The 23,545-nt window shown below is 61.0% G+C and carries 24 protein-coding genes; 10 read left to right on the top strand and 14 right to left on the bottom strand.

Annotated features, from left to right (window positions below; genetic code table 11):
- The first annotated feature begins 200 nt into the window (after positions 1-200).
- Entirely contained in the window at positions 201-695 is a 495-nt protein-coding gene (locus WG78_RS08235) for a PTS sugar transporter subunit IIA (RefSeq protein WP_053937329.1), read from the top strand.
- Positions 692-901, top strand: a complete 210-nt coding sequence (locus WG78_RS08230; protein ID WP_053937328.1) for a hypothetical protein — start codon at positions 692-694, stop codon at positions 899-901. The genes WG78_RS08235 and WG78_RS08230 overlap by 4 nt, the downstream gene beginning before the upstream one ends.
- Before the next feature lie 31 nt (positions 902-932).
- Here the strand turns inward: WG78_RS08230 and WG78_RS08225 are convergent, their stop codons facing one another.
- Positions 933-1,868, bottom strand: coding sequence for an AraC family transcriptional regulator (locus WG78_RS08225; RefSeq protein WP_053937327.1), 936 nt, complete (start codon positions 1,866-1,868; stop codon positions 933-935).
- Between the two features lie 95 nt (positions 1,869-1,963).
- Here WG78_RS08225 and WG78_RS08220 point away from each other — a divergent pair, with 95 nt between their 5' ends.
- Genes WG78_RS08220 through WG78_RS08210 form a run of 3 tightly spaced genes read left to right on the top strand, consistent with a single transcriptional unit; the run spans position 1,964 to position 4,476 of the window.
- Positions 1,964-2,713, top strand: a complete 750-nt coding sequence (locus WG78_RS08220; RefSeq protein WP_053937400.1) for an SDR family oxidoreductase — start codon at positions 1,964-1,966, stop codon at positions 2,711-2,713.
- 30 nt (positions 2,714-2,743) lie between these two features.
- A complete protein-coding gene (locus WG78_RS08215) occupies positions 2,744-3,532 on the top strand; it encodes a hypothetical protein (protein WP_053937326.1) in 789 nt (262 codons plus the stop codon).
- A 2-nt stretch (positions 3,533-3,534) separates the two neighbouring features.
- Positions 3,535-4,476 (top strand): SDR family NAD(P)-dependent oxidoreductase, encoded by a 942-nt coding sequence (locus WG78_RS08210; RefSeq protein ID WP_053937325.1) that lies wholly within the window; start codon positions 3,535-3,537, stop codon positions 4,474-4,476.
- 105 nt (positions 4,477-4,581) lie between these two features.
- On the opposite strand, the gene WG78_RS08205 is transcribed toward WG78_RS08210, so the two are convergent.
- Together WG78_RS08205 and WG78_RS08200 are read right to left on the bottom strand one after the other, a co-directional pair.
- Complete coding sequence (locus tag WG78_RS08205; protein ID WP_053937324.1) at positions 4,582-5,994, bottom strand: esterase-like activity of phytase family protein; 1,413 nt, start codon at positions 5,992-5,994, stop codon at positions 4,582-4,584.
- Between the two features lie 843 nt (positions 5,995-6,837).
- A complete protein-coding gene (locus tag WG78_RS08200; protein ID WP_053937323.1) occupies positions 6,838-7,368 on the bottom strand; it encodes a gamma carbonic anhydrase family protein in 531 nt (176 codons plus the stop codon).
- Positions 7,369-7,466: 98 nt separating this feature from the next.
- Here WG78_RS08200 and WG78_RS08195 point away from each other — a divergent pair, with 98 nt between their 5' ends.
- Positions 7,467-9,494: a M3 family metallopeptidase gene (locus tag WG78_RS08195; RefSeq protein WP_053937322.1), complete on the top strand. Its 2,028-nt coding sequence runs from the start codon at positions 7,467-7,469 to the stop codon at positions 9,492-9,494.
- Between the two features lie 204 nt (positions 9,495-9,698).
- Entirely contained in the window at positions 9,699-11,492 is a 1,794-nt protein-coding gene (locus WG78_RS08190; protein WP_053937321.1) for a M30 family zinc metallopeptidase, read from the top strand.
- A gap of 80 nt (positions 11,493-11,572) precedes the next feature.
- On the opposite strand, the gene WG78_RS08185 is transcribed toward WG78_RS08190, so the two are convergent.
- The 3 genes from WG78_RS08185 to fur are packed head-to-tail and all read right to left on the bottom strand — an operon-like array spanning position 11,573 to position 13,447.
- The gene (locus WG78_RS08185; RefSeq protein WP_053937320.1) at positions 11,573-12,301 is read right to left on the bottom strand and encodes an arginyltransferase; all 729 of its coding nucleotides are present in this window, start codon (positions 12,299-12,301) and stop codon (positions 11,573-11,575) included.
- Positions 12,298-13,002 carry a leucyl/phenylalanyl-tRNA--protein transferase gene (gene aat / locus WG78_RS08180; protein WP_053937319.1) on the bottom strand — a complete coding sequence of 235 codons (705 nt, stop codon included), beginning with the start codon at positions 13,000-13,002 and terminating at the stop codon, positions 12,298-12,300. The genes WG78_RS08185 and aat overlap by 4 nt, the downstream gene beginning before the upstream one ends.
- Before the next feature lie 13 nt (positions 13,003-13,015).
- Positions 13,016-13,447 carry a ferric iron uptake transcriptional regulator gene (gene fur, locus WG78_RS08175; protein WP_053937318.1) on the bottom strand — a complete coding sequence of 144 codons (432 nt, stop codon included), beginning with the start codon at positions 13,445-13,447 and terminating at the stop codon, positions 13,016-13,018.
- Positions 13,448-13,632: 185 nt separating this feature from the next.
- Between fur and WG78_RS08170 the strand changes: the two genes are divergently transcribed.
- Positions 13,633-14,094 carry an outer membrane protein assembly factor BamE gene (locus WG78_RS08170; RefSeq protein ID WP_083458867.1) on the top strand — a complete coding sequence of 154 codons (462 nt, stop codon included), beginning with the start codon at positions 13,633-13,635 and terminating at the stop codon, positions 14,092-14,094.
- Positions 14,095-14,165: 71 nt separating this feature from the next.
- Entirely contained in the window at positions 14,166-14,966 is an 801-nt protein-coding gene (gene dapB, locus WG78_RS08165) for a 4-hydroxy-tetrahydrodipicolinate reductase (protein WP_201782398.1), read from the top strand.
- A 76-nt stretch (positions 14,967-15,042) separates the two neighbouring features.
- On the opposite strand, the gene WG78_RS08160 is transcribed toward dapB, so the two are convergent.
- Positions 15,043-16,218: a BaiN/RdsA family NAD(P)/FAD-dependent oxidoreductase gene (locus tag WG78_RS08160; protein ID WP_053937317.1), complete on the bottom strand. Its 1,176-nt coding sequence runs from the start codon at positions 16,216-16,218 to the stop codon at positions 15,043-15,045.
- A gap of 138 nt (positions 16,219-16,356) precedes the next feature.
- Positions 16,357-17,379, bottom strand: coding sequence for a tryptophan--tRNA ligase (gene trpS, locus WG78_RS08155; RefSeq protein ID WP_053937316.1), 1,023 nt, complete (start codon positions 17,377-17,379; stop codon positions 16,357-16,359).
- A gap of 135 nt (positions 17,380-17,514) precedes the next feature.
- Here trpS and WG78_RS08150 point away from each other — a divergent pair, with 135 nt between their 5' ends.
- On the top strand, positions 17,515-18,168 hold the full coding sequence (locus tag WG78_RS08150) for a DUF924 family protein (RefSeq protein ID WP_083458875.1): 654 nt from the start codon (positions 17,515-17,517) through the stop codon (positions 18,166-18,168).
- Positions 18,169-18,181: 13 nt separating this feature from the next.
- Here the strand turns inward: WG78_RS08150 and WG78_RS08145 are convergent, their stop codons facing one another.
- The 6 genes from WG78_RS08145 to WG78_RS08120 all read right to left on the bottom strand — a co-directional run bounded on the left by WG78_RS08145 (position 18,182) and on the right by WG78_RS08120 (position 23,535).
- A complete protein-coding gene (locus tag WG78_RS08145) occupies positions 18,182-18,979 on the bottom strand; it encodes an ABC transporter ATP-binding protein (RefSeq protein ID WP_053937315.1) in 798 nt (265 codons plus the stop codon).
- The gene (locus WG78_RS08140; RefSeq protein WP_053937314.1) at positions 18,976-19,806 is read right to left on the bottom strand and encodes an ABC transporter permease; all 831 of its coding nucleotides are present in this window, start codon (positions 19,804-19,806) and stop codon (positions 18,976-18,978) included. Before WG78_RS08140 ends, WG78_RS08145 begins: the two co-directional genes overlap by 4 nt.
- 2 nt (positions 19,807-19,808) lie before the next feature.
- Positions 19,809-20,777: an ABC transporter substrate-binding protein gene (locus tag WG78_RS08135; RefSeq protein ID WP_053937313.1), complete on the bottom strand. Its 969-nt coding sequence runs from the start codon at positions 20,775-20,777 to the stop codon at positions 19,809-19,811.
- Positions 20,778-21,551: 774 nt separating this feature from the next.
- Entirely contained in the window at positions 21,552-22,421 is an 870-nt protein-coding gene (gene hslO / locus WG78_RS08130) for an Hsp33 family molecular chaperone HslO (protein WP_053937312.1), read from the bottom strand.
- Positions 22,422-22,441: 20 nt separating this feature from the next.
- On the bottom strand, positions 22,442-23,017 hold the full coding sequence (locus tag WG78_RS08125) for an MFS transporter (protein ID WP_053937311.1): 576 nt from the start codon (positions 23,015-23,017) through the stop codon (positions 22,442-22,444).
- On the bottom strand, positions 23,014-23,535 hold the full coding sequence (locus WG78_RS08120) for a CinA family protein (protein WP_053937310.1): 522 nt from the start codon (positions 23,533-23,535) through the stop codon (positions 23,014-23,016). The genes WG78_RS08125 and WG78_RS08120 overlap by 4 nt, the downstream gene beginning before the upstream one ends.
- Between the last annotated feature and the right edge of the window lie 10 nt (positions 23,536-23,545).

The following is a 23,545-nucleotide window of genomic DNA, read 5'->3' as shown; positions in this document are numbered from 1 at the left end:
TCTCCAGAACCCTCCGCCCGGTCGAGATGCCGGGTCGGAGAACACGCTGGACTCTAGGCGCGGCCGCGTAAACGCCAGATAAAGGCTGGGGTGGGCGCTGTAAACAAAATATAAAAATCGCCGCAGCCCGCAGTTTTTACGGCTTTTTTATGCCGGCTTGTCCAGGCTGGTCGCATCTTGTTACGCAAGGAGAAACGCATATGGCCACCCTGGCTGATCTTTGTCCGGTGCAGCAGATTGTGCTGGACGCCCCGCTCACTGACCGCAATGCGCTGCTGACGTATTGCGCCAACCTGGCCGCCCCGGCCACTGGCGTGCGCGCCAGCGTCTTGCTGCAGCAATTGCAGGACCGCGAACGCATCGGCCCCACCAGCCTGGGCCGCGGCGTGGCGATTCCGCATGCGCGCATCGCTGGCCTGGCCGCGCCGTATTTGCTGTTTGTACGCACCCTGCAAGCCATCGACTGCGATGCGCCCGATGGCAAAGCGGTGCAGGACTTTTTTGTGCTGCTGATGCCGGCCAAAACCGTGCAGCTGCATCTGCAAGTGCTGGCCGATCTGGTGTCCGCCCTGCACGACCGGTATTTTCGCCAAGCGCTGCACGCCGCCACCAGCGCACCGGCCATCAATCTCTTGCTCAGCAGCATGCCGGTGCGCACGCTGGCGCAGCGTCAGCAACAGGAGGCACGCGCATGATCGGCCTGCCTTTACACACGTTTGCGCTGTTTACCCCAGCCCAGGCCCGCGCGCTGACGCCCGCACTGCCTGCGGCACAGCGGACCTCGACCCCGCCCACGCGCGGCCGCCGCTTCTGGCGCGACACCATGAGCTATCTGCACGAGCCTGATGCTGTCGTCGGCGCGGATGGCTGGGTGCATCGGCGCCAGGTGGTGCGGTTTTGACCCGCTGGCGGGGCTGGGCGCGGCCACCGCGTCAGCGTGGGTTTTCTGCGAAAGCCTGCGCTGATCCAGACCCGGCCAGGCGGCCGTAACGGGCGGGCGGCATCCCCGTGTGCCGGGCAAACGCGGTGCTGAACGTGCTGGCGGAGCTGTAGCCGACCCGGCCCGCAATCTCCTCCATGCCCAGCTTGCGCTCGCTTAAAAGCCGCCGCGCCAAGGCCATACGCCATGCCAGCAAATATTCCATCGGCTTTAAACCCACGGTGCGGCTAAAGCGGGCAAAGAAAACCGAACGCGACAACGCGGCTTGCGCGGCCAGCTCCGCGATGGTCCACGGGCGCTCGGGGCTGGCATGCAATGCGCGCAGGGCGATCGCCAGGCGATGGTCGGCCAGGCCGCGGGCCAGGCCCGGCGCGGACGTGGTTTCGCCGCCGCTGCGCATGGCTTCGATCAGCAACAGCTCTAACAATCGTTCCAGCACCAGTTCGCGCGCCGGTCGGCGTGCGCGCGTTTCCGCGGCGACCAACTGCATCAGCGTGGCAAACCGCGGCTCGCCGCGCGCCAGAATCACTTGCGGCAGCAAGGGCACCAACAACTCGGCATCGGGCGCGCCAAAGCGGCAGTGTCCCATCTGCATACGCAGATCCGCCGGGCCTTCCAGGCTGCCCACGCGAAAGCAACCCTCGCTGATTTCCACCGGCTCTACCGTGGTTTCTTGTGCTGCCGGCTCCAGGCTTTCGTGCACCAGGCCATACATGGCTGGCACCAGCAAAAAATCACCCGCGCTCAGTACAACGGGCGGCAGCCCATCCACCGTCACGCGGCAATGGCCATCCAGAATCGCGCAGTAAAACGGGTCGCCCGTGCCCGCGCGCTGGATTTTCCAGAGACCCGCACATTCAACCAGCTTGGAAAACCGGACTGCCGGTTGCAGCAGCATCACGACATCGGCGAGCGGATCGGTAGCCATATCAAGACTATCTCCAAAGAAACTGAGACCAAAGACCATATCAAGTACCGGTCCGCAGGGCTACGCTTTTGTGGCATCAACCCTTGGAGATTTTTATGCCACGCATCCTGATTACCGGTTGTTCTTCTGGCTTTGGTCTGGCAACCGCCCGCTTGTTTCTGGATCGCGGGTGGGACGTCGTCGCCACGCTGCGCAAGCCCGACCCGACGCTGCTGCCGCCTTCCGAGCGGCTGCGCATGCTGCAACTGGATGTCACCGACGCCGCCAGCATTGCGCGCGCGGTCGAGGCCGCGGGGCCCATTGACGTATTGGTTAACAACGCCGGTTTCGGCGTTCCCTCACCGATAGAACTGACTGAACCCGATATGGCGCGGGCGCTGTTTGAGACCAATACGCTGGGCACACTGGCGGTCATCCAGGCGGTGTTGCCCGCGTTGCGCCAGCGCCGCGCTGGCGTCATTGTCAACGTCAGCTCTTCCACCACGCTCAAGCCGCTGCCGCTGGTGGGCCTGTACCGCGCCAGCAAGGCGGCGGTGAACGCCTTGACCGAATCGCTGGCGGAAGAAACCCGGCCCTTTGGCGTGCGGGTGCATCTGGTCATCCCCGGGCGCGCGCCCGAAACGCAATTCGGCAACAACGCCTTCCCGCATCTGCGCGGCAGCGAGCATCCCGACTACGCGCCGATGATTGCCCGCGTTGTAGCGCAGATGCGCGACAGCACAGAACCGACCACGCAAACGTCCGACGTCACCGAGGCCATCTGGCGCGCCGCAACTGACGCCACGTCCCCCTTTCGCATCGCAGCGGGCGCCGATGCGGTGGCCTGGATGGCCGAGGCAGGCTGATTTCAACAGACTTTTTGGCGGAGGCCATGCATGCGTGAATTTACTTTCGAGTGCAACATCGACGGGCAAGACTATTCGCTGGGTCTGCTGGCGTTGATCCGATATCACCGCGATCTGCATGTCCTGCATGAAATGAAGCGCGCCGGGGCGGTGATCGAAACGGCGGGCGCAGTGTTGTCGCACGACGACATCAATCTGCTGGACGCGAGCCAAGCGTTGGCGATTTCGGTGGCGGTGCGCAAATCGTGCAGTCCGGACCAGATCCGCACGATGTTCAAAACCCAGTTGGCGGATTCGCAGCAACGATGGCGCGACATGAACGCCTCATCGGTCGGGCAGCCGCTGCGCGCTTGCGTGGCCGACATCACGATCACGGGCATTTCGTTTGATGAATTTGCCCGCAATATGCAGGCGCAAACGCCGTTCTTGCAGGATTACCCGAGCTTGCATCCCGACCATTTTTTCATTGCCAAAGACAACGGCAAGCTGCAAGGCGTCGAGACATTTGGCATGTACGGCGGCCCGTCAGAAATGTGCCTGACCCCGGTGCAGGATATCTCGCTGCCGATCCCGCGCGACGAGAGCTATCCGTTTGCGTTTGGCGCGGTCGCGACCTTGCCCGATGGCACCGTATCCAACGCGCCGGCCTTCATGCAGTTCAAGCCGATCGACAATGGGCTCAAGGTTAAAGCGGGCTGCTGTTTTCCTGCGGCAGCACCTGACGAGATGGTTGAGGGGCACAAGCTGCACCTGGCGCTGGAGTTTCTGGGCTTTGCCCGCACCATCGCGGCGGCGGATTCAAGCGCGCAAAAGGAATAACCATGCCAACCGTTCTTATTACCGGCGGCCACGGCGGCCTGGGGCTGGAATGCAGCAAGTATCTGGCGTCGCACTACCGGATGAACCTGGTGCTGGCCGGGCGCAATCTGGCACGCATCCAGCCCGTTGCGCTTGAACTGGCCCGACGGCATGGCGTCCACGTTTACCCGCTGGAACTGGATACGTCGTCGCTGGCGTCGGTGCGCAGCGCGGCGGCGCAGTGCCGCGCGCTATTGGCCGCCGGGACGATCGATACGCTGCAGGCCATTTTGTGTAACGCAGGCGTTCGTTTGAGTGGCGCGCCCACGTATTCCGTCGACGGTTATGAAGAAACGTTTGCGACCAACTGCCTGGGACATTTTTTGCTGGTGGAACTGCTGCTGGATCAGATTCATGCGCACGGCCGCGTGGTGTATACCGCCAGTGGCACGCATGACCCCGATACGATGGATGGAAAGATGGTGGGCGCGGCAGCCGAACCGGATGCCATTGCACTGGCCAATGACGGCAAGGACGGCAAGAAACCGCATTCATCCGGGGTCAGATATTCGACTTCGAAGCTATGCAATTTCTTGTATGCGTATCAGCTGCATCGCCGGTTACGGCGGGCCGATAGCACGGTGGCCGCGCTGGCGTTTGATCCGGGTTCCGCGCCGGGCACCGGCTTTCTGCGATCCATGCCCAAGCCGGTGCAATGGCTGGCTCAATCCCCGCTGATGCCGTGGATCATGCGGCGCCTGGGCGTGACGATCGGCAGCCCCGAATTCTCGGGGCAATGTCTGGCGCGGGTGGCGGTGGATGCGGAATATGCCGCTGCGTCCGGCCGTTATTTTCAGTCCAACGACGGCCGGCTGATCGAGGCACGCTCCTCGAAGGTGTCCTACGACGAAGGGCGCGCGCTGGCGCTGTGGAATGATTCGGCGCTGCTAGTGGGCCTGGCCTGAGCCTGCTGCCTTCCGTTCTCTGGTTGCAGGTACCGGGGCGCATCGTAGAGAAAAACGGCGCGGACCCGGCCCGCGCCGTCAATCATGGCCTGAATGGCGATGCGTTTATGCGTGTGCCGCAGCGCGCGTTTTACGTTTGCGCGCCGCCACCAGACCGACCAGCCCCAGCCCCATCAATGCATAGGTTTCCGGTTCTGGCACGGCCGCCAGTTGCTGCGCCACGTAGCCCGGCAAATCGGCGTTGGTAAAGCCGAATACATAGAAATTGCTGCTGGCGTCAGTCAGAAAATCGTTGTCGTTGGTCACTACCAACGTGTGCAGCGTCTGGCCGTTGAGGGTGACGTCATCGCCAAAGGCCAGGCCTTCAATCTTGGCCGGAAAGCTGCTGCCCGCCAGGCCGTATTTGGGGTCCAGCAGATCGAGGAACAGCGACTGGCTGACCGGCGTCAGGCTGGTTGGCAGGGTTACATCGCCGCTGACATCGGTGGCGCCGGTGATATCCACGCGCACCAGCTTTTTGGTGGCCGCATCGGTGCCGCCGTTGCCATCGCGCTCATCCACCAGAAACTCATGGTCGTTGATGGCGATAATGTCGCTGACGGTGTTTTTCTTGTTGGCCAGCGTGTAGACATATTCATGCGTCTCGCCGGTGGCCACGTCGATGGTGATGATGCGGGTCTGCAGGCCTTTGGTGCCGCCGTCCTGAATCAACGGGCTTTGCATCACACCCACCAGCGTCTTGCCATCGGGCGTAATGGCCAGGCCTTCCATGCCTTTGTTGGCCACGCGGCCGGTGCTGTTGCCGCTGATTTCGGTATTGCCCACCGGGCTGAGATGGGCCACGTCGTAATACGCGGGCAGCGAATAGGTTTTGATGCGCTGGCCGGTGGCTTTATCAAATTGATAAACGTACGGGCCATATTCATCCGAAATAAACACCGACTTGCCGTCGTTGGACACGCGAATGCTTTCCGGGTCCAGCCGCGCATTGTTCGGGCTGCCCGACAGTTTGGTCGGATCGAAGCCATCCGAGCGACCGGTAAAGTAATTGGTGCTGGCCGTGTTTTGCGACGGTGCCCCGCTCCCCACACCCAGACCCGCGCCGCTGCCATAAACCAGCGGCGTGCTGCTGCTCAACAGCGTGGTTTTGGTGAGCGTGGGCGTTAGCGTAAACGGCAGATTGCCGCCGCTGCTGGCACTGAGTGTGAGCTTGAAGGTCTGGAAACGGTCGATATAACTGGTGGTGTCATCCAGCGCCGAATTATAAGAAACCGCATTCGGCCCCCGATCCGGCATCGCCACAAACGTGCCATTGCCGGCATAGGCAATCCCCGAACCAAAACCACCCAGCAGGTTATTGGGTGCGCCGTTTTCCAACGTATTGGTCAAACCGGAAAGGTCGGTGCTGTTGCCCGCAATGCTGGCGGTGGCCAACAACTCGATACTGGCGTGCGCGGGAACAACAACAACGGCAGCCGTAGCGGCCAACAAGGTAAAAGCGATGGTTTTGAGCTTCATGGCAGAGTCCAGGCGGAGGGTTCGGGGCGAAGGGCGTGCGTAAAACGACGCGATTCTGCCGGGTGGACAGTGACCGTTTTATGACGAAGTCAGGTTTATGTTATTTATTAGAAAGCATCGATATACGAATGCATGCGATGCGATACGAGAGCGATACGCCAAGTGTTGCCGGCGCAGGTGCCCGCACGGGCGCAGGGGCGCTCAAAGTGGGAAAGTAAAAAACATCCAGCGAATCATTCTTGGGAATGGCTTTGGGTGGTGGGTCTAGACCCACCGTATGAGGCGGTAGTTTGCGCAGAGGTGACGCGATCGGCTCGCGAGTAAAACGTCCAGCGAATCATTCTTGGGAATGGCTTTGGATGGTGGGTCTAGACCCACCGTATGAGGGAGTGGTTTGCGCAAAAGTGACGCGATCAGCTCGCGCTACAGCCGTTCACCGTCACGGCTCAGTATCCACGCCCACCCGATGTTGCGCAGCAACGAGGCGACCCCGCGTGCAAAACCCCAACCATTTCCTGAGCGGGCGAAGGTAGGAGACAGCGCAGCGGCTCCGACTGAGCCTCGCGTCCGCGGAGCGGCAGCTACAAAACCCGGTTATGCAGACGGTTAGTTTCGGCTTTTGACCTTATCCCTTCTGCGCAGCTTTACCGCGCGGAGGGTCGCCTTTCTTTTGCTTACTTTTCTTTGGCGAGACAAAGAAAAGTAACGTGCTCCCGGGCACCCCCGGGTATCAAAAATGCGCCGCAGGCTCAAGCGGTTAAGGGTTCCAGGTCAGACAAAGCCGAACATCCAGACATGCGCCGCAGGCTAGGCCATTGAACCCCCTCGCCCCCCACCACCCCCTTAGCCCGCCACATACTTCCCCATCAACCGCACATAATGCCCCGCCGAATAAGCAAAATGCGCCAACTCCCCCTCCGTTAACGGCCGCACTTCCTTCGCCGGCCGCCCCATATACAAATACCCCGACCGCAACACCTTGCCCGGCGGCACCAACGACCCCGCCCCCAACATCACGCGGTCTTCGATCACCACCCGATCCAGCACAATACTGCCCATGCCAATCAGACACTCATTGCCGATCGTGCAGCCATGCAACATCACCCCATGCCCTACCGTCACCCGATCGCCAATCACCAACGGCGCGCCGTCCGGATCGTCGGGCCGCCGATGCGTGGTATGCAGCACGCTGCAATCCTGAATATTGCTGTCCGCGCCTATGCGGATGAAATTGACATCGCCGCGAATGACCGCGCCCGGCCACACCGAGCTGTTGGCGCCCAGCGTAACCTCGCCGATCACCTGCGCGCTGGCATGCACCCACGCGCCTTGCGCCAGTTGCGGCCAGATAGATTCAAATGCTTCGATCGCCATGTTGTGCTCGCTTGAAAATCGCCGCTTGCGCGGTCATGTATTTAAACCGATGATCCAGCCCGACCGGGCTGCACGCCCAATTCTAACCGAGAGCACCTATGACCCAAGCCAACCCGTTGCTCGATTTCTCGGGCCTGCCGCGCTATGCCGAAATCCGCCCCGAACATGTAACGCCCGCGCTGGACGAGTTGCTGGCCCGCGCCGATGCCGCGATCAAGGCCGCCGAAACGCTGACCAACCCGACCTGGGATACCTTTGTGTTGCCGGCCGAAGAAGCGCTGGAACAACTGGGCCGCGCCTGGGGCACCGTGGCGCATCTGGAAAGCGTGGTCAACACGCCGGAACTGCGCGAAGCGTACAACAGCAATATCCCGCGCATGTCCAACTTCTTTACCGATCTGGGCCAGAACGAAGCCTTGTATGCGCATTACAAGGCACTGGCCGAGAGCGCCGAATTTGCCGGTTACAGCGACGAACGCAAGATGGTGTTGTCGCACGCGATTCGCGGCTTCCGCTTGTCTGGTGCCGAACTGGCCCCGGCGCAGAAAGCACAATACAAAGAAATCGCTGAAAAATTATCCGATCTGACCACGCGCTTTTCACAGAACGTGCTCGACGCGACCGACGAATTTGCGCTGTATATCGATGACGCGGCCGAGCTGGACGGCGTGCCTGCCGATAACCTGGCCGCCGCGCGCGCCGCCGCCGAAGCCGATGGCAAGCCGGGCTACAAGCTGACGCTGAAAATGCCGAGCTATTTTCCGGTAATGCAATACGCCAACAACCGGGCCCTGCGCGAAAAGATTTATCACGCTTACGCCACCCGCGCCGCCGAGTTTGGCAAAAGCGAGTGGAACAACACCCCGCTGATCGACGAGATCCACAATCTGCGCCAGCAAGCCGCCGCGCTGTTGGGCTTTGAGAGCTACGCCGCCGAATCGCTGGAAACCAAGATGGCCACCTCGCCCGCCGAAGTACTGGCGTTCTTGCGTGACCTGGGCCAGCGCGCGCGGCCGTATATGCAGGCGGATCGCGCCGAATTGTCGGCATTCGCCAAAGACACGCTCGGCATCGACGATATGCAGCCGTGGGACCAGGCCTTTGCCGCGGAAAAACTGCGCGAACAACGCTATGCGTTCTCGGAGCAAGAAGTAAAACAGTACTTTACCGAGCCGACGGTGATTTCCGGCTTGTTCCACCTGGTGGAAACGCTGTACGGCCTGCAGTTTGTGCCGGCCGAAGCGCCGGTGTGGCACAAAGACGTGCGCTATTACGAGTTGCGTAACAAAGACGGCAGCCTGGTCGGTGGCCTGTATATGGATATGTACGCGCGCGAAGGCAAACAAGGCGGCGCGTGGATGAATGAAGTGCGCAGCCGCCATGCGCTGGCCGATGGCGGCATCCAGACGCCGGTGGCGTTGATCGTGTGTAACTTTGCCGAAGGCGTGGACGGCAAGCCCGCGCTGCTGCCGCACGATGACGTGATCACGCTGTTCCACGAAACCGGCCACGCGCTGCATCATTTGCTCACCGAAGTGGATGAGCGCGATGTCTCCGGCATCAATGGCGTGGAGTGGGATGCGGTCGAGTTGCCCAGCCAGTTTATGGAGAACTTCTGCTGGGAATGGCAGTTGCTGCCGCAGCTGACACGCCACGTTGACACAGGCGAACCGTTGCCGCGCGAATTGTTCGACAAGATGCTGGCGGCTAAAAACTTCATGTCGGGTTCGCAAATGATCCGTCAGGTGGTGTTCTCGATTTTTGATATGGAACTGCACGTCGACACCACCGGCCCGCAGGCGCTGCAACGCTACTTCCAGTTGCTGGAAGAATTTGATGCGCCACGCGTGCCGGAATATCACCGCTTTCCCAATAGCTTTAGCCATATCTTTGCCGGGGGTTATTCGGCTGGCTATTACAGCTACAAGTGGGCAGAAGTGCTGTCCGCCGATGCTTATGCCGCGTTTGAAGAAACCGGTGTGCTGAGTGCAGAAACCGGTGCGCGTTTCCGCAAGGAGATCCTGGCGCGCGGCGGCAGCCGTCCGGCGCTGGAATCGTTTATTGCCTTCCGTGGTCGCGCACCAAGCAACGACGCGCTGCTGCGTCACAACGGACTGCAGGGCTAATCCCTGCCGCAAGCGGAAACGGGCGAGCTACGGCTTGCCCGTTTTTTTTCCGCGTGATGTAGCGTGCATCACGGCGCTTGTGTCGAACTTTCGACAAAAGGTAACCGCGCCGGACGATTGAGACATTTCTGATATACGATTCAGATCGACCCGCCCGCGTAAAGAGACGGGCGTTTTTTGACTCTGGGTGTTGGGGTATCAGCAATGGCAGTGGGTAAAGCAGTGGTTCGGTCCTGGTTGGCCGTTAGCGCGCTGGTGGCGTTAAGCGCCTGTGGCGGCGGTGGTGGTGGTAACGAAATCCCGGCGCCAACGCCGACGCCCACACCCGGCGCCCCCACACCAACGCCCACGCCCGTCCCCACGCCGCTACCTACTGCGCCGCCTTCGGCGCACGCCAGTCTGACCGCGGATTGCAATGGCGCTGATTGTGGCGCGCTGGATGCCAACACCGCGGGCGCGGCCGGTGTCAGCGGCACGTGGAGCTATGACAACACGACCTCCGCCACCGTGCTGGTGGATATCAATATCGCCAACACGCTGGGCCGCACCGGCGCGCTGGTCGTCAGCAACACCAGCAGCTATCCGGTGACGATGTACAACATCCCGATCCAGACCTCGACCCAGGCGGCCGTCAGCGCCAGCCAGATGCGCGCGGGCAAGCTGAAAACGCCGCCGATTAACCAGATTCCGGCCAGCGTGCGCGACTTTGTACGCCCCACCGCCGCGCAGGTTGCCAGCCAGAGCAAGCTGGCGCTCAAGCCCTCTCAACGCGTGGCGTATACGGTAGGCTCGCCGCGTAACTGGATCGACGCGGACAATGGCTCCCATGCCACCACGCTGCGCCAGAGCTGGACCACGGCCGATGGCCGTGTGGTCAATATCTGGGTGGAAGACCTCGAATTTGGCACGAATCAGGCCGTTAGCGTTACGGCAGCCGATGTCACCGCGTTGGGCAACGCTTTTGCCAGCGGCACCAGTAACCCGGCAGATCCTGCAACCTCTATTTATTCGATGGTCACCAACCTTGCTGGCCAGCCTTGGGGCGCGATTCCGGCGAGCAAAGCCAGCCAGTTAATCGATGCCAGTCAACCCATAGATATCGTGATCATCAATATCAAAAGAGACCAGGCGCCATTCGGCACTGTTGGTTACTTTTTTGAGCGCAACAACTATCGTGCAAGCTATGTGGCGTCCAGCAATGAATCACTGTCGTTCTTTCTCGACTCGGAAACGATTTATTACGCCCGGACCCCGTCTCGCCACAACACCACCGGCATGGATTACGAGCTAAGCACGCTGGCGCACGAATTTACCCACATGATCAATTTCTACCAGCGCACCGTGCTGCGCGGCAGCGTGTATGACAACGCCAACTGGCTGGAAGAAATGACCGCGATGGGCATGGAAGACATCGTGGATACGCAAATCAATCCGGCCTACAACGCGGTGCGCGATCTGCGCTTTAGCGACTGGCTGGGCGCGGGCGGCTATAACTGCGGCTTCGATCTGTTCAATAACGATACGACGGCCACCTGCTTTAGTTACAGCACCGGCGGTGCTTTCATCGGCTATCTGACGCGGCAATACGGCGTGGCCAATTTCTACCAGCAACTGCTCACCAATTTCACCAGCACCGATAGCCTGACGCTGCTGGATAACACCATCCGCGCAGCCGCCGCCAGCAAACCGGGTACGCCCGCCACATTGGCGAGCGCATTGCGGCACTGGCAGGCGTCGGTGGCGTTGTTCTCGGCGACGCCGCCCGCTACGTATGGCTATCCGCAGTATGTGGAGGCCGTTAACGGCACCACCTTTACCCTGCCCGCGCTAGCTGGCAGCGATTACACCGCGGAGCGCGACAGCGCATTGCCGGGTAGCCAGCCGTCTTATCTGGTCAGCCACGGTATGTTCCCTACGCTGCGACGCAATCTGGGCGCAACGTGGACCGAAAGCGTCGCCGTGCCAGCCGGGACCAGCCTGACCGTGGTGCTGCCGTAAACGCTTTACGCCGGCTTGCAGACGCAAAAAGGGCGCTGGATAGCGCCCTTTTTTTACACTGGATCGCGGTCGCGGCCCGGTTATTCGGGTTGCAACTTGAGCGGCTGCCATTCGCCGTTGATCAAGCCTTCAATCGGGTGATAGCGCGTTTTGTACGCCATCTTGCGGCATTCCTCGATCCAGTAGCCCAGATACAGATAGGGCAAGCCCAACTGCTTGGCCAGCCCGATCTGCCACAGGATGTTAAACACGCCAAAGCTGGCCCCGACGATATCGGGGTCATAAAAGGTGTAGACCGATGACAAGCCGTCATCGAGCTGATCAATCAGGCTGACCATGCGCACCTGGCCCTCTTCGCGGAATTCCGCCAGAAAGCTGGCCACATTGCTTTTAAGAATGAAGTTCTCGTACTGCTCGCGATTATCCTGGTCCATGCCGCCGCCCGCATGGCGCACCAGTTGATAGCGCTGGTACAGCTGGAAATGGGCCTCGGAATACTCCAGCCCCAGCAAGCGGGTTTTGAGATTGCCATGATGCTTTTGCGTGCGCCGTTGCGTGCGATTGGGCTCGAATTCGGCCACCGGAATGCGCACCGGCACGCAGGCCTGACAGTGATCACAATGCGGGCGATACACAAACTGGCCGCTGCGGCGAAAGCCATGCAACACCAGCTGGCTATAGGTGCGCGCATCGATCAGCTCGGAGGGCACCGCCACTTGCGAGCGCGCCATGCGCTCAGGCAGATAGCTGCACGGGTACGACGTGGTGGCATAAAACTGTAACTGGAGCGTGTGTCCGCGGGGATTCATGGGGCTCCCGGGTTCTCATCGTTATAGTGCCAGCGGCCCGGTATGCGGGTATGCCTGACCAGCTGGCTCAAATCGGCCGTAAACGTGGCTCTGGGCACTTCTGCTGCGCCAAAGCGGGCCAGATGCTCGGTGTGCATCTGGCAGTCGATCAGGCCGAATCCCTGTTGCTGCAAATAGCGGACCAGATGCACAAAGGCGATTTTGGAGGCATCCGGTCGAATGGCGAACATGGATTCACCATAGAACATATTCCCGATGGCCACGCCATACAGGCCGCCCGCCAGCTGACCATCGATATAGCACTCAGCGCTGTGGGCGTAGCCGATGGCATGCAGATCGGTATACGCCGCGATCATGTCATCGCTGATCCAGGTCTGATCAGTATCGCGCCGCGGCGCCGCGCAACCGCGCATCACCCCGGCAAAATCGGTATCAAACGCCACCCGATATGGCCGGTTGCGAATGACTTTGCCCAGCGAGGTGGGCACGTGCAGATCGGCCGGGCGCAGCACCATGCGCGGATCGGGGCTCCACCACAGCAGCGGTTCGCCGGGCATGGTCCACGGAAAAATGCCCAGTTGATACGCCGCCAGCAAGCGCTCGCGTGACAAATCGCCGCCAGCCGCCAGCAGACCGTTGGGGTCACGCGTGGCATGGCTGACGGGCGGAAAACGCGGGGTGTGATCGAGCCAGGCGATCATGCAGCGAACGGGATCAGGGCTTTTTGGGTTTGATGACTTTGCAATCGGCGCACAGGCCGTACAAGTACATCTCGTGGTCCTGGATTTCAAAGCCGTGGCGTTCGGCAATGGCGTCCTGGCGTTGCTCGATTTCGGGGTCAAAAAACTCTTCGACCTTGCCACACTTCATGCACACCAGATGGTCGTGGTGGCCGCCCTGGTTCATTTCGAACACGGCTTTGCCGCTTTCAAAATGATGGCGCACCAGAATGCCGGCCTGTTCAAACTGCGTCAGCACGCGATAAACGGTGGCCAGGCCGATGTCGATATTTTCGGTTAATAAAATGCGATACACGTCCTCCGCCGTCAGGTGGCGTTGGGCGCTGGTCTCAAAAAGATTAAGTATGCGCAGGCGGGGGCCGGTGGCTTTCAGCCCCATGCCCTTCAGTTCAGCGGCAGAACTCATGGCTAATCCCGTCTGTTGGTCAAAGAAGATCAAATTACGATCCGGAGATATCAAGTGCGGGCGGATGATACATTCCGCAACTTGCTGCCGCATCTGCTCCGGGCGGCAAGATCGGGTTATGATATAGCGTTTTCCGGGCGGCCAATACCGCCCTCACTTTTTCCTCGACGTGAAACACCTGACGCATGCAAATCAAACATTCCTTTATTGCAATCTGCGCCGCTGCGCTGCTGGCGGGTTGTAGCGTCGGCAACGTGCTGGCTCCGTACAAGCTGCAAATTCCCCAGGGCAACGAGATCACCGCTGATCAGGTTGCCCAGCTCAAACAAGGCATGACCCGCCAGCAAGTGCGCTACGTGCTGGGCACGCCACTGCTGACCGACGCTTTCCATGGCAACCGCTGGGACTATGTCTATAGCGAAGCCAAGGGCGGTACCATGCATCTGGAACGCAAGTTCACGCTCGAATTTGAAGGCGACAAGCTGAAGAGCTGGCAAGGCGATACCCTGCCCGCCTCGCGCCTGATCAAGCTGGGCGATATGGCCAGCGCACCGGTCGCGCTGGATGATCCGGCCGCCGCCAATGTCGCGACGTCGAGTACGCCGATTGCGCAAGTGGCCTCCGACAGCGCCGCCGCCAAGAAATAATCCGGGCCGGTCCGGCCCCCGCAACACCCCACGCCACGGCTGAGTCCGTGGCGTTTTAACGGAAACTGCTCATGTCTGTGAAGATAGCCATTACCGGCGCCACCGGGCGCATGGGTCGCATGTTGATCGAAGCCGTCACGCAAAGCGCCGATAGCGTGCTGACCGTGGCGCTGGCCCGGCCCGGCAATCCGGCCATCGGCCAGGATGCCGCTGCCTTTCTCGGCAAAAGCTCGGGCGTGTTGATCAGCGATGACATCAACCAGCTAGCTAACGCCGATGTGCTGATCGACTTTACCAAGCCCGATGGCGTGCTCAAGCATCTGGGAGTTTGCCGCGCCAGCGGCACGCGCGTCATCGTCGGCGCCACCGGCTTTGACGACGCGGGCAAAGCCGCCATCGCCGACGCCGCCAAAGACATCGGCATCGTCTACGCGCAGAACATGAGCGTCGGCGTTAACCTGGTGTTCAAGTTGCTGGATGTGGCGGCCAAAGTACTGGCCACCGGCTATGACATTGAAATCGTCGAAATGCACCATCGGATGAAAGTGGACGCGCCATCGGGCACGGCCTTGCGCATGGGCGAAGTGGTGGCGGGCGCGCTGGGCCGCGATCTGAAAGACGTGGCCGTATACGACCGCGAAGGCATCACTGGCGAGCGGGACCCGTCCAGCATTGGCTTTGCCACGCTGCGCGGCGGCGACGTGGTGGGCGACCATACTGTGGTGTTTGCCGGCATGGGCGAACGCGTGGAAGTTACGCACAAGGCCTCCAGCCGCATGATCTACGCCAGTGGCTCACTGCGTGCGGCGCGGTTTTTGATGCAGCAAAGCAGCGGCTTGTTCGATATGCAGGATGTGCTGGGCCTGAAGTGAGCGCTCGGCGGCGCTGGATAAAAAAACGGTGGCTCGATGCCACCGTTTTTCTATTTGGGTGAATCCCGCCAGCGCCTCAAGCAAAACTCCCCGCCGCATAGCCCGACGACCATGCCCACTGAAAGTTATAGCCGCCCAGCCAGCCGGTCACATCGACCACTTCGCCGATAAAAAACAGCCCCGGCACCGCTTTCGCCATCATGGTTTTGGAATCGAGCTGGCGTGTATCCACGCCGCCGCGCGTCACTTCGGCTTTTTTGTACCCCACGGTGCCGGACGGAATGATTTGCCAGTGCTGGATGCGTTCGATCAGTACGCTCAGTTGTTTGGGGGTGTATTGCTTCAGCGGCGCATTCGGGCCAAGGCTGTTGACCAGCACGGTGGCAAAGCTGCGCGGCAGTACTTCGGCCAGCACGGTCACCAGATGCGCTTCGCGGCTGGCGTTGGCGAAGTGTTCTTGCAGATCGACGTCAGGCAGCAGATTGATGCTGATCGGCTGGCCCGCTTGCCAGTACGACGAGATTTGCAGGATGGCCGGGCCGGATACGCCGCGATGCGTAAACAGAATGGCTTCGCGGAATTTGCCTTTGCCGCTACGTACTTCGGCCGGATCGATGGCGACGCCCGCTAGTTCGGTCCACAAATCCTGCGGCTGAAACGTCAGCGGCACCAGCGCGGCAGTGGTCGGCACGATGCCCAAGCCAAATTGTCTGGCCAGCTCGTAACCCCAAGCCGTGGCCCCGATTTGTGGAATAGACAAGCCGCCGCTGGCAACGATCAGCGATTGGCATTGCCAGGTTTCTTTGCCGGTCTGCACCACAAAGCCACCGCCCTCCACCGCCGTCACCGCTTCGATCGCGGTTTCCATGCGCCAGATGGCGCCACCGGCGTCCACCTCGGCTTTGAGCATATCGATGATGGCTTGCGAACCGTCATCGCAAAACAGCTGGCCCAGGGTTTTCTCGTGATAACCCAGGCCGTAGCGTTCCACCAGCTTGATAAAGTCGTGCTGCGTATAGCGCGCCAGCGCCGATTTCACATAGTGCGGGTTCTCGGACAAATAACATTCCGGCCGCGCATCCAGATTGGTGAAGTTGCAGCGGCCGCCGCCCGAGATGCGGATTTTTTCCGCCAGTTTGGCCGCATGGTCCAGCAGCAGCACGCTGCGGCCGCGCTGGCCCGCCGTTGCCGCCGCCATCATCCCGGCCGCCCCGGCGCCCACCACCACTACATCGACTTGCTTCACTGACATCGTTGTCCTCGCTTTTACCAGCGGGATTGTACAGGTCAGTGGCTTTTGCGGTTTTGCAATGCCGTGCGCGGCGCGAGCGCGGGCAGGTCGAGCACCGCCGGGGTTCGGCGCGCCCACGCGCAGCAGGCATCGGGCTGCTTAAAAGTAGACGATGCCCATGGCGCGTTTTACTGCGTCCAATGTTGCGGCGGTTTGCTCGCGCGCCTTGTCCGTACCGGCGCGCAGGATGCCCATCACATGCTCCGGATCAGCCGCCAATTGTTCGCGGCGCGCGCGGATCGGGGCCAGCAGCGTTTGCAGGATTTCTTCCAGGCGGCGTTTGATCACCATATCGCCGAGGCCACCGCGACGGTAATGCGCTTTCAGTTCTTCAACGGCGGCGGTATCGGTGTCAAAGATATCCAGATAGGTAAACACCACATTGCCTTCCACCTGGCCCGGGTCGGCCACGCGCAGGTGGTTGGGATCGGTGTACATCATCTTGACAGCCTTGGTGATGTCCTCGGCCGAAGCCCCCAGCGTCAGCGAGTTGCCCAGCGATTTCGACATCTTGGCCTTGCCGTCGATGCCGGGCAGACGCGCGCCGTTTTCCGGCACCAGCGCGCGGCATTCCACCAGAATGTCCTGGTTAACGCTGGCGTTGAACTTGCGCACCACTTCGTTGGTTTGCTCGATCATCGGAATCTGATCGGCGCCCACCGGCACCACAGTGGCCTTGAAGGCGCTGATGTCGGCCGCTTGCGCCACCGGATACGTCATAAAGCCGGACGGAATATCGCGCTCAAAGCCGCGCAGTTTGATTTCGTCCTTGATGGTGGGGTTGCGCTCCAGGCGCGACACGGTCACCAGGTTCAGGTAGTACGAAAACAGCTCGGGCAGTTCCGGCACCAGGCTCTGGATAAAGATGGTGGATTTGGCCGGATCAATGCCCGCCGCCAGATAATCGAGCGCCACTTGCAGCACGTTATCGCGCACTTTGACGTAATTGCCCATGTTGTCGGTCAGCGCTTGCGCGTCGGCCAGCAGCAGATACTGGCGGCACACGTCTTGCAGCTTGATGCGGTTTTGCAAAGAACCGACGTAGTGGCCAAGGTGCAGCGGGCCGGTGGTGCGGTCACCGGTCAGGATAATGTCTTGCGATGTAACGGCTTGCGTGCTCATGGGAGATCTCGGATAAAAATATTGGCCGCCCGGCGGGGCCAGGTAGTTTGGCGGCGGGCCGTCAGCCGGTCAAGCCGCCCGGTCAGGCCGTGCCGCGTGAGCTACAATCCGGGCCTGTTTGATGGAGAAATCACCATGGCCGACGCTCCTCTGATCCGCCGTCTTAGCCCCGAAGGCAATGTCAAATCCGGGCGCCCGCAAGCAAAGAGTCCCTACGCCACGCCCGAGGCGGTGCTGACCTTCTGGTTCGGCTGCCCCGACGACCCCGATTACGGCCAGAACAAGGCACGCTGGTGGACCGCCGATGACGCCTTCGACGCCGCGGTGCGCCGTCATTTTCTGGCCACCTGGCAGGCAGCGGGCAAAGGCAAGCTGGATGGCTGGGCCGTCGATGCGCGCGGCACGCTGGCGTTGATATTGGTATTGGACCAGTTCAGCCGCAATCTGCAGCGCCGCAGCGCCGCCACCTATGCGCATGACGCCAACGCCTTGCAGTGGGCGCTGCATGCCATTGCCCAAGGATGGGATCAGCAATTGCCGCTGTTGCAACGCGCGTTTCTATATCTGCCGTTGGAACATGCCGAAGACGTCGCCCTGCAACGCCAGGCGGTGGAATTGTTTACGCCCTATCGCGATGTGGCCGGGCTGGAAAACTTCTATACCTCGGCCGTTACGCATTGCGATGTCGTCACGCGCTTTGGCCGCTTTCCGCATCGCAACACGCTCTTCGGCCGCAGCAGCACGCCAGAAGAACTGGCGTATCTGGCCGCAAACCCACGCGGTTATTAGCGCGCCGCCACCTTCAATCGATGGCCAGACCGCGTTGCTCGGCCTGCTGATGGCGCTGCTGTTCCTGCATCACCACCGCGCCCAGCTCGCGTTTCAGTTCGTTAAAACCGGCCGAGCTGCTATCGCGCGGGCGTGGCAAAGCAATGGGCAGATCCAGCTTGATGGTGCCGGGGCGATAAGTCAGCACCACCACGCGATCAGCCAGATAAATCGCCTCATCGATACTGTGCGTGACAAACAGCACCGTCTTTTGCCATTGCGCCTGGATTTGCAGCAACTCGTCTTGCAGGCTGCGCCGCGTTAACGCATCCAGCGCGCCAAACGGTTCGTCCATCAACAGGATGGGTGAATCCAGCGCCAGAATGCGCGCAATGGCCACGCGCTGGCGCATGCCGCCGGACAGATCCTTGGGATAGCGCAGGCGGAATTCGCTCAGGCCCAGCATCTGCAGCAAGCGGTCGACCGTGACGTTGCGCTCGGCGACGGGCGTATGGCGAATCTTGAGGCCAAAGCCGATGTTGTCCTCCACCGTCATCCACGGAAACAAAGCGTATTCCTGAAACACCATGCCGCGATCCGGCCCGGCGCCTTGCACCGGCTGGCCCGCCACGCTGATGCGGCCGGACGTAGGCGGCGCAAACCCGGCCACGGCATTAAGCAGCGTTGACTTGCCGCAGCCCGACGGCCCCAGCAGACAGACAAACTGGCCCGGCGCGATGCTGAGATCTATACCTTGCAGCGCCACCACTTGCTGCGCGCCCTGGCCAAACACCTTGTGCACACCGGCGATGTGGATCTGGGCGGCGCTCATGCGTCGTTCTCCTGGCCACGATGCCAACGCAGCAGATGATGGTTGAGCGCGGCCATCACCATATCGATGGCCAGGCCGAGCAAACCGATGCTGAGCATGCCGGCGATGATTTTGTCGGACCAGAAATACTCGCGCGCTTCCAGAATGCGAAAACCCAGGCCGTTATTCACCGCGATCATCTCGGACACGATCACCACAATAAACGCCGTGCCCATACCGATGCGCGCGCCCGCCAGGATATACGGCATCGCAGCGGGCAACATCACTCGGGTAAACAGCACGCGTTGATTGGCGCCCAGGTTGAGCGCTGCGCGGATATAAATGCTGTCGACATTGCGCACACCCGCAATCGTATTCATCAACACCGGAAAAAACGCGCCCAATGCGATCAGGAAAATGGCGGGCGGATTGCCGAGGCCAAACCAGAGGATGGACAGCGGAATCCAGGCAATCGGCGGAATCGGCCGCAGCACCTGCAGCAGCGGATTAAACCACTCGTAGACGCGCTGGCTGGCGCCCATCAGCAAACCCAGCGGCAAAGCAAGCACGGCGCCGATGGCAAAGCCCGCCAGCACGCGGCCCAGGCTGCCCCAGGCATCGTGCACCAACTCGCCCGACAGCAACCAAGTCAGCCGCGACTGGCTGGGGTCGTACGGATCGGCTGGCAACGCATACACCCACCAGCGTTGCAGCACCTGCCATGGCGACGGCAATACTTGCGGATTAAGCCAGCCCAGCACGGCCGCACCTTGCCACGCCACCAGCAACGTCACCGGCAACCATAAACCGCGCAGCAGCGTGCGCGTGGACCACCGCCGCGCCGCCACGGTTATTGCACGCCTGCGGCTTTGCGCGCGTCGTTGAGCAAATCCAGCTTGACCCAATCCTTGGCCACGGGCGGTTTGGCCATACGGCCAACGCCATACTTGACCATCAAATCGGTGGTGGTCTGGATGTGCTCAATGGTCAGGTCATACGAATACGGCGAATTGCCGATCGCGTCCTGATAGTCATCCGAGGTGATCTGGCCCTTGAACATGCTGGTGCGCACATAGTTTTCGGCCAGCTTGGGGTCGTCGATAAACAATTTGGTCGATTGCACAAAACAGCGCATCAGCTTTTGCGCCAGCGCGTGATTGTTGTAGAGCTTTTCGGTCATCACCAGCGTGCGCACCGGCTCGCCCATCGGTGTGTCATACGGTTTGAGGACTTCCGTGCCGAAGCCTTTATTGAGCGCTTGCGATGCTTGCGGCTCGGATTGCGCCATTGCATCGATCTGCTTTTGCATCAAGGCCTGGTTGAGATCGGCAAACGGCAAATACACGATCAGCACATCCTTGCCCGGCTTGTCCGACCACGTCAGATTGACCTTGGCCAGTTCGGCCAACAGCAACAATTCCTGCGCCCCACCGCGCGCCACGCCCACCTTCTTGCCCTTGAAGTCGGCCATCTTTTTGATATTGCTACCCTGCGCCGCCACAATCCGCGCCCCACCCTTGGCAAACCCCGCCACCGCGTAAATCGGCACCCCACTGGCGCGCCCGGCAATCGCCGCATCGGCCGCGCTGGCGGCCACATCGATCTCACCCGCGGTAATGGCCGGCATGATATCGAGGCCCTTGGCGAACATGCGCTCCTCCACCTTGATGCCACACTTGGGCGCCAGCTCTTTCAGATAAGAAATCGCACCGTAATGCGCGAATTTGAGATTGCCGAGACGGATGGTGTCATCGTCGGCACAGGCATGCGCGGCGACCAGCGCCAGGGCGAGGCAGAGACAGCGGAACGGTGTTTTCATTTCTGGCTTCTCAAGTGCGGATGTAATTACCTTAGAAGCCGGGAAGAAAAAGACAATGCCGGGATGGCATGGAAGTGTTGCGGGTCAGCGCGAAAAGTGGGGTCATGCGGTGTGCACGGGTGGGTTATGCGGCGCGAAGGCTAGCAAAGCCAGCTGCCCCGACAGGGTTCATCCGATCCGGGTATTCGGGCATGCCGCCCGCGTTTGCGCCGAAAATCGGTATGCAGCAGGGATGTTGCGGAGGTGGGTAGCGATGGTGGATTTTTGCGTCGGCAGCGCGGCCGATCGGTTTGCGGTGGCGCTTTGTTTGATGGCTTTGGGTGGTGGGTCATGACCCACCCTATACAGTGGTTTTACGCCAGGCGCGGTGCGATAAGCGGGCGCGGACGAGGTTCACTGTCACGGCTCAGCATCCACGCCCACCCGATGTTGCGTAGCAACGAGGCAGCCAGCCCGGCAAACCAGCGCCATCTCCTGAGCGCGCGAAGGTAGGAGACCAGCCCTATCGGGCTCCGACTGAGCGTCGCGTCCGCGGAGCGGCAGCCACAAAATCCGGTTATGCAGACGGTTAGTTTCGGCTTTTGACCTGCGGGCCCCCTTGCGAGCGAAGGATTCGCGAGTGGGGTCGCCTTTCTTTTGCTTACTTTTCTTTGGCGAAGCAAAGAAAAGTGACGTGCTCCCGGGCACCCCCGGGTATCAAACATGCGCCGCAGGCTAAGCGGTTAAAGGTTTGTCCCGCCAAAGCGGGACGTCCCAACATGCGCCGCAGGCCGCTTAATGCACCTGATTCCCCGGCGCAATCGTCGTCGACCCACCCGCAAACAACTGCGCCACATCCACCGCATCAAACCCGTATTCCTTACCGCAGAACTCGCAAGTCACTTCCACCTTGCCGCGCTCCTCGATCACGCCCTCAACCTCTTCATGACCGACCATTTTCAACATGCCACCCACGCGTTCCCGCGAACACGTGCAGGCAAAGCGCGGCGTCTGCGGGTCAAACACGCGCACCAGTTCCTGGTTAAACAAGCGATACAGCACATCACGCGGCGCCAGGCCCAACAACTCTTCCCGCGTAATGGTCTCGGACAATTTCTGGATACGATCCCACGCGTCGGCATCGCCTTTGCCCGCCGGCATCTTCTGCACCAGCAAACCCGCCGCGCCGCTGTTCTGGCTGGCCAGCCAGATGCGCGTTTCCAGCTGCTCGGAGCTGCGCATGTAATGCTCGATGATCTCGGCCACCGACTGGCCCGGCTGGTACGCCACGATGCCCTGATACGGCTCGCCTTCATCCGGGTCCAGCGTCATCACGAACTTGCCTTCGCCCAGCAGATCGGACAGCGTGCCTTCCGGCACTTCGCCATCCCAGCGCGCGGTGGCGCGCATGGTCATGTCGCTGGTGCATTCCACCACAATCAGTTTGACCGGCCCGCTGCCATGCAACTGCATGATCAGGGTGCCTTCAAACTTGAGCGTGGCCGACAGCAGCGACGCGGCGGCCATCAGCTCGCCAATAATCTTTTGCAGCACCGGCGGATAGGCGTGGCGGTCCAGCACCTCGTGCAGCGTGTCGTGCAATTGCACCAGTTCGCCACGCACGGGGGCATCGTCAAAAACAAAGCGTTCAAGAATATCTTGCATGGGTTTGATCCTGCGTAGCGTCAGCGCCGGGCGGCGCTGGTGGTGTAAAGCGTCATGGGCAGCGACGAATTGACGTCAAACACGCAACCGGCTTCCACGCCGGCGCGGGCGATATCTGCCGCGCTCAGTTTCGGATTGTCATACACGGCCTGCATCGCGCCGAGGGCATAATCGGCGCCACTGCCGATGGCCCAGAAACGTTCGTATTCATAGACTTCGCGCAGGCTGTAGACGCCAAAAATCCCGTTTGGATTGGCCAGCAACGCGGTGATCTGGCTCGATTCGTACGGATCGTCTTCTTCTTCGTCCGGCTTCATGAAGAATTCTTCTTTGAGCTTGGGATGCAGTTTGCGAAAGCTCTCAAAGATGGCCGGACGGCTGGCAAAGCTCAGTTTGGGGTTTTTCTTCAGCGCGGCCTGCAACACCAGATCATGCGCTGCGCTGCCCGAAATCGAAAAATAGCCGCCATGCGATTCAAAAATCTTGTCCCAGCGCGCATCCATGCTGGCGCTCAGGCGGGTGTCGCCGAAGGTCGACTGACTGTCGGCCGCGATGGCGATCTCGTTTTTTTTGCGAACTACCACCACCGTGGTCATGCAGTTTCCTTGATCAATTCAATCAGCCGTTGCAGCGCGCGCTGCACGGTCTGGGTACGGATAGCGCTGCGATCACCGCCAAACCACTGGCGCTCGGTAAAGATGCCGTGCGGGCAAGCCCAGGCCAGCCAGACGGTGCCCACCGGTTTGTCAGCGCTGCCCCCACCGGGGCCAGCAATGCCGGAGACCGCCACGGCCCATTGCGCCTGCGCCGCTTCGGCCGCGCCTTGCGCCATCGCCGCCACCACGGGCTCGCTGACCGCGCCCAGCGTTTGCAGAAATCCGGGCGGCACCGCCAGCATGTCCACCTTGGCCTGATTGGCGTAAGTGACAAAACCGCGCTCGAACCACGCGCTGGAGCCCGCCACCTCGGTAATCGCACCGGCGATCAACCCGCCCGTGCACGATTCAGCGGTGGTGACCTGATGGCCACGCGCGGCCAGCAACTGGCCCACTTGCGTCGCCAGCGTCAAAGTCAACGTATCGGCATCTGCCAGGGCGGTGGTCGGGATAGACATGGCTCTCTAA

The sequence above is a fragment of the Amantichitinum ursilacus genome (assembly GCF_001294205.1).
In the GTDB taxonomy this organism is placed as follows: domain Bacteria; phylum Pseudomonadota; class Gammaproteobacteria; order Burkholderiales; family Chitinibacteraceae; genus Amantichitinum; species Amantichitinum ursilacus.
Note: the sequence above shows the minus strand (reverse complement) of the source record. Positions and strands in the feature narration are given on the sequence as shown.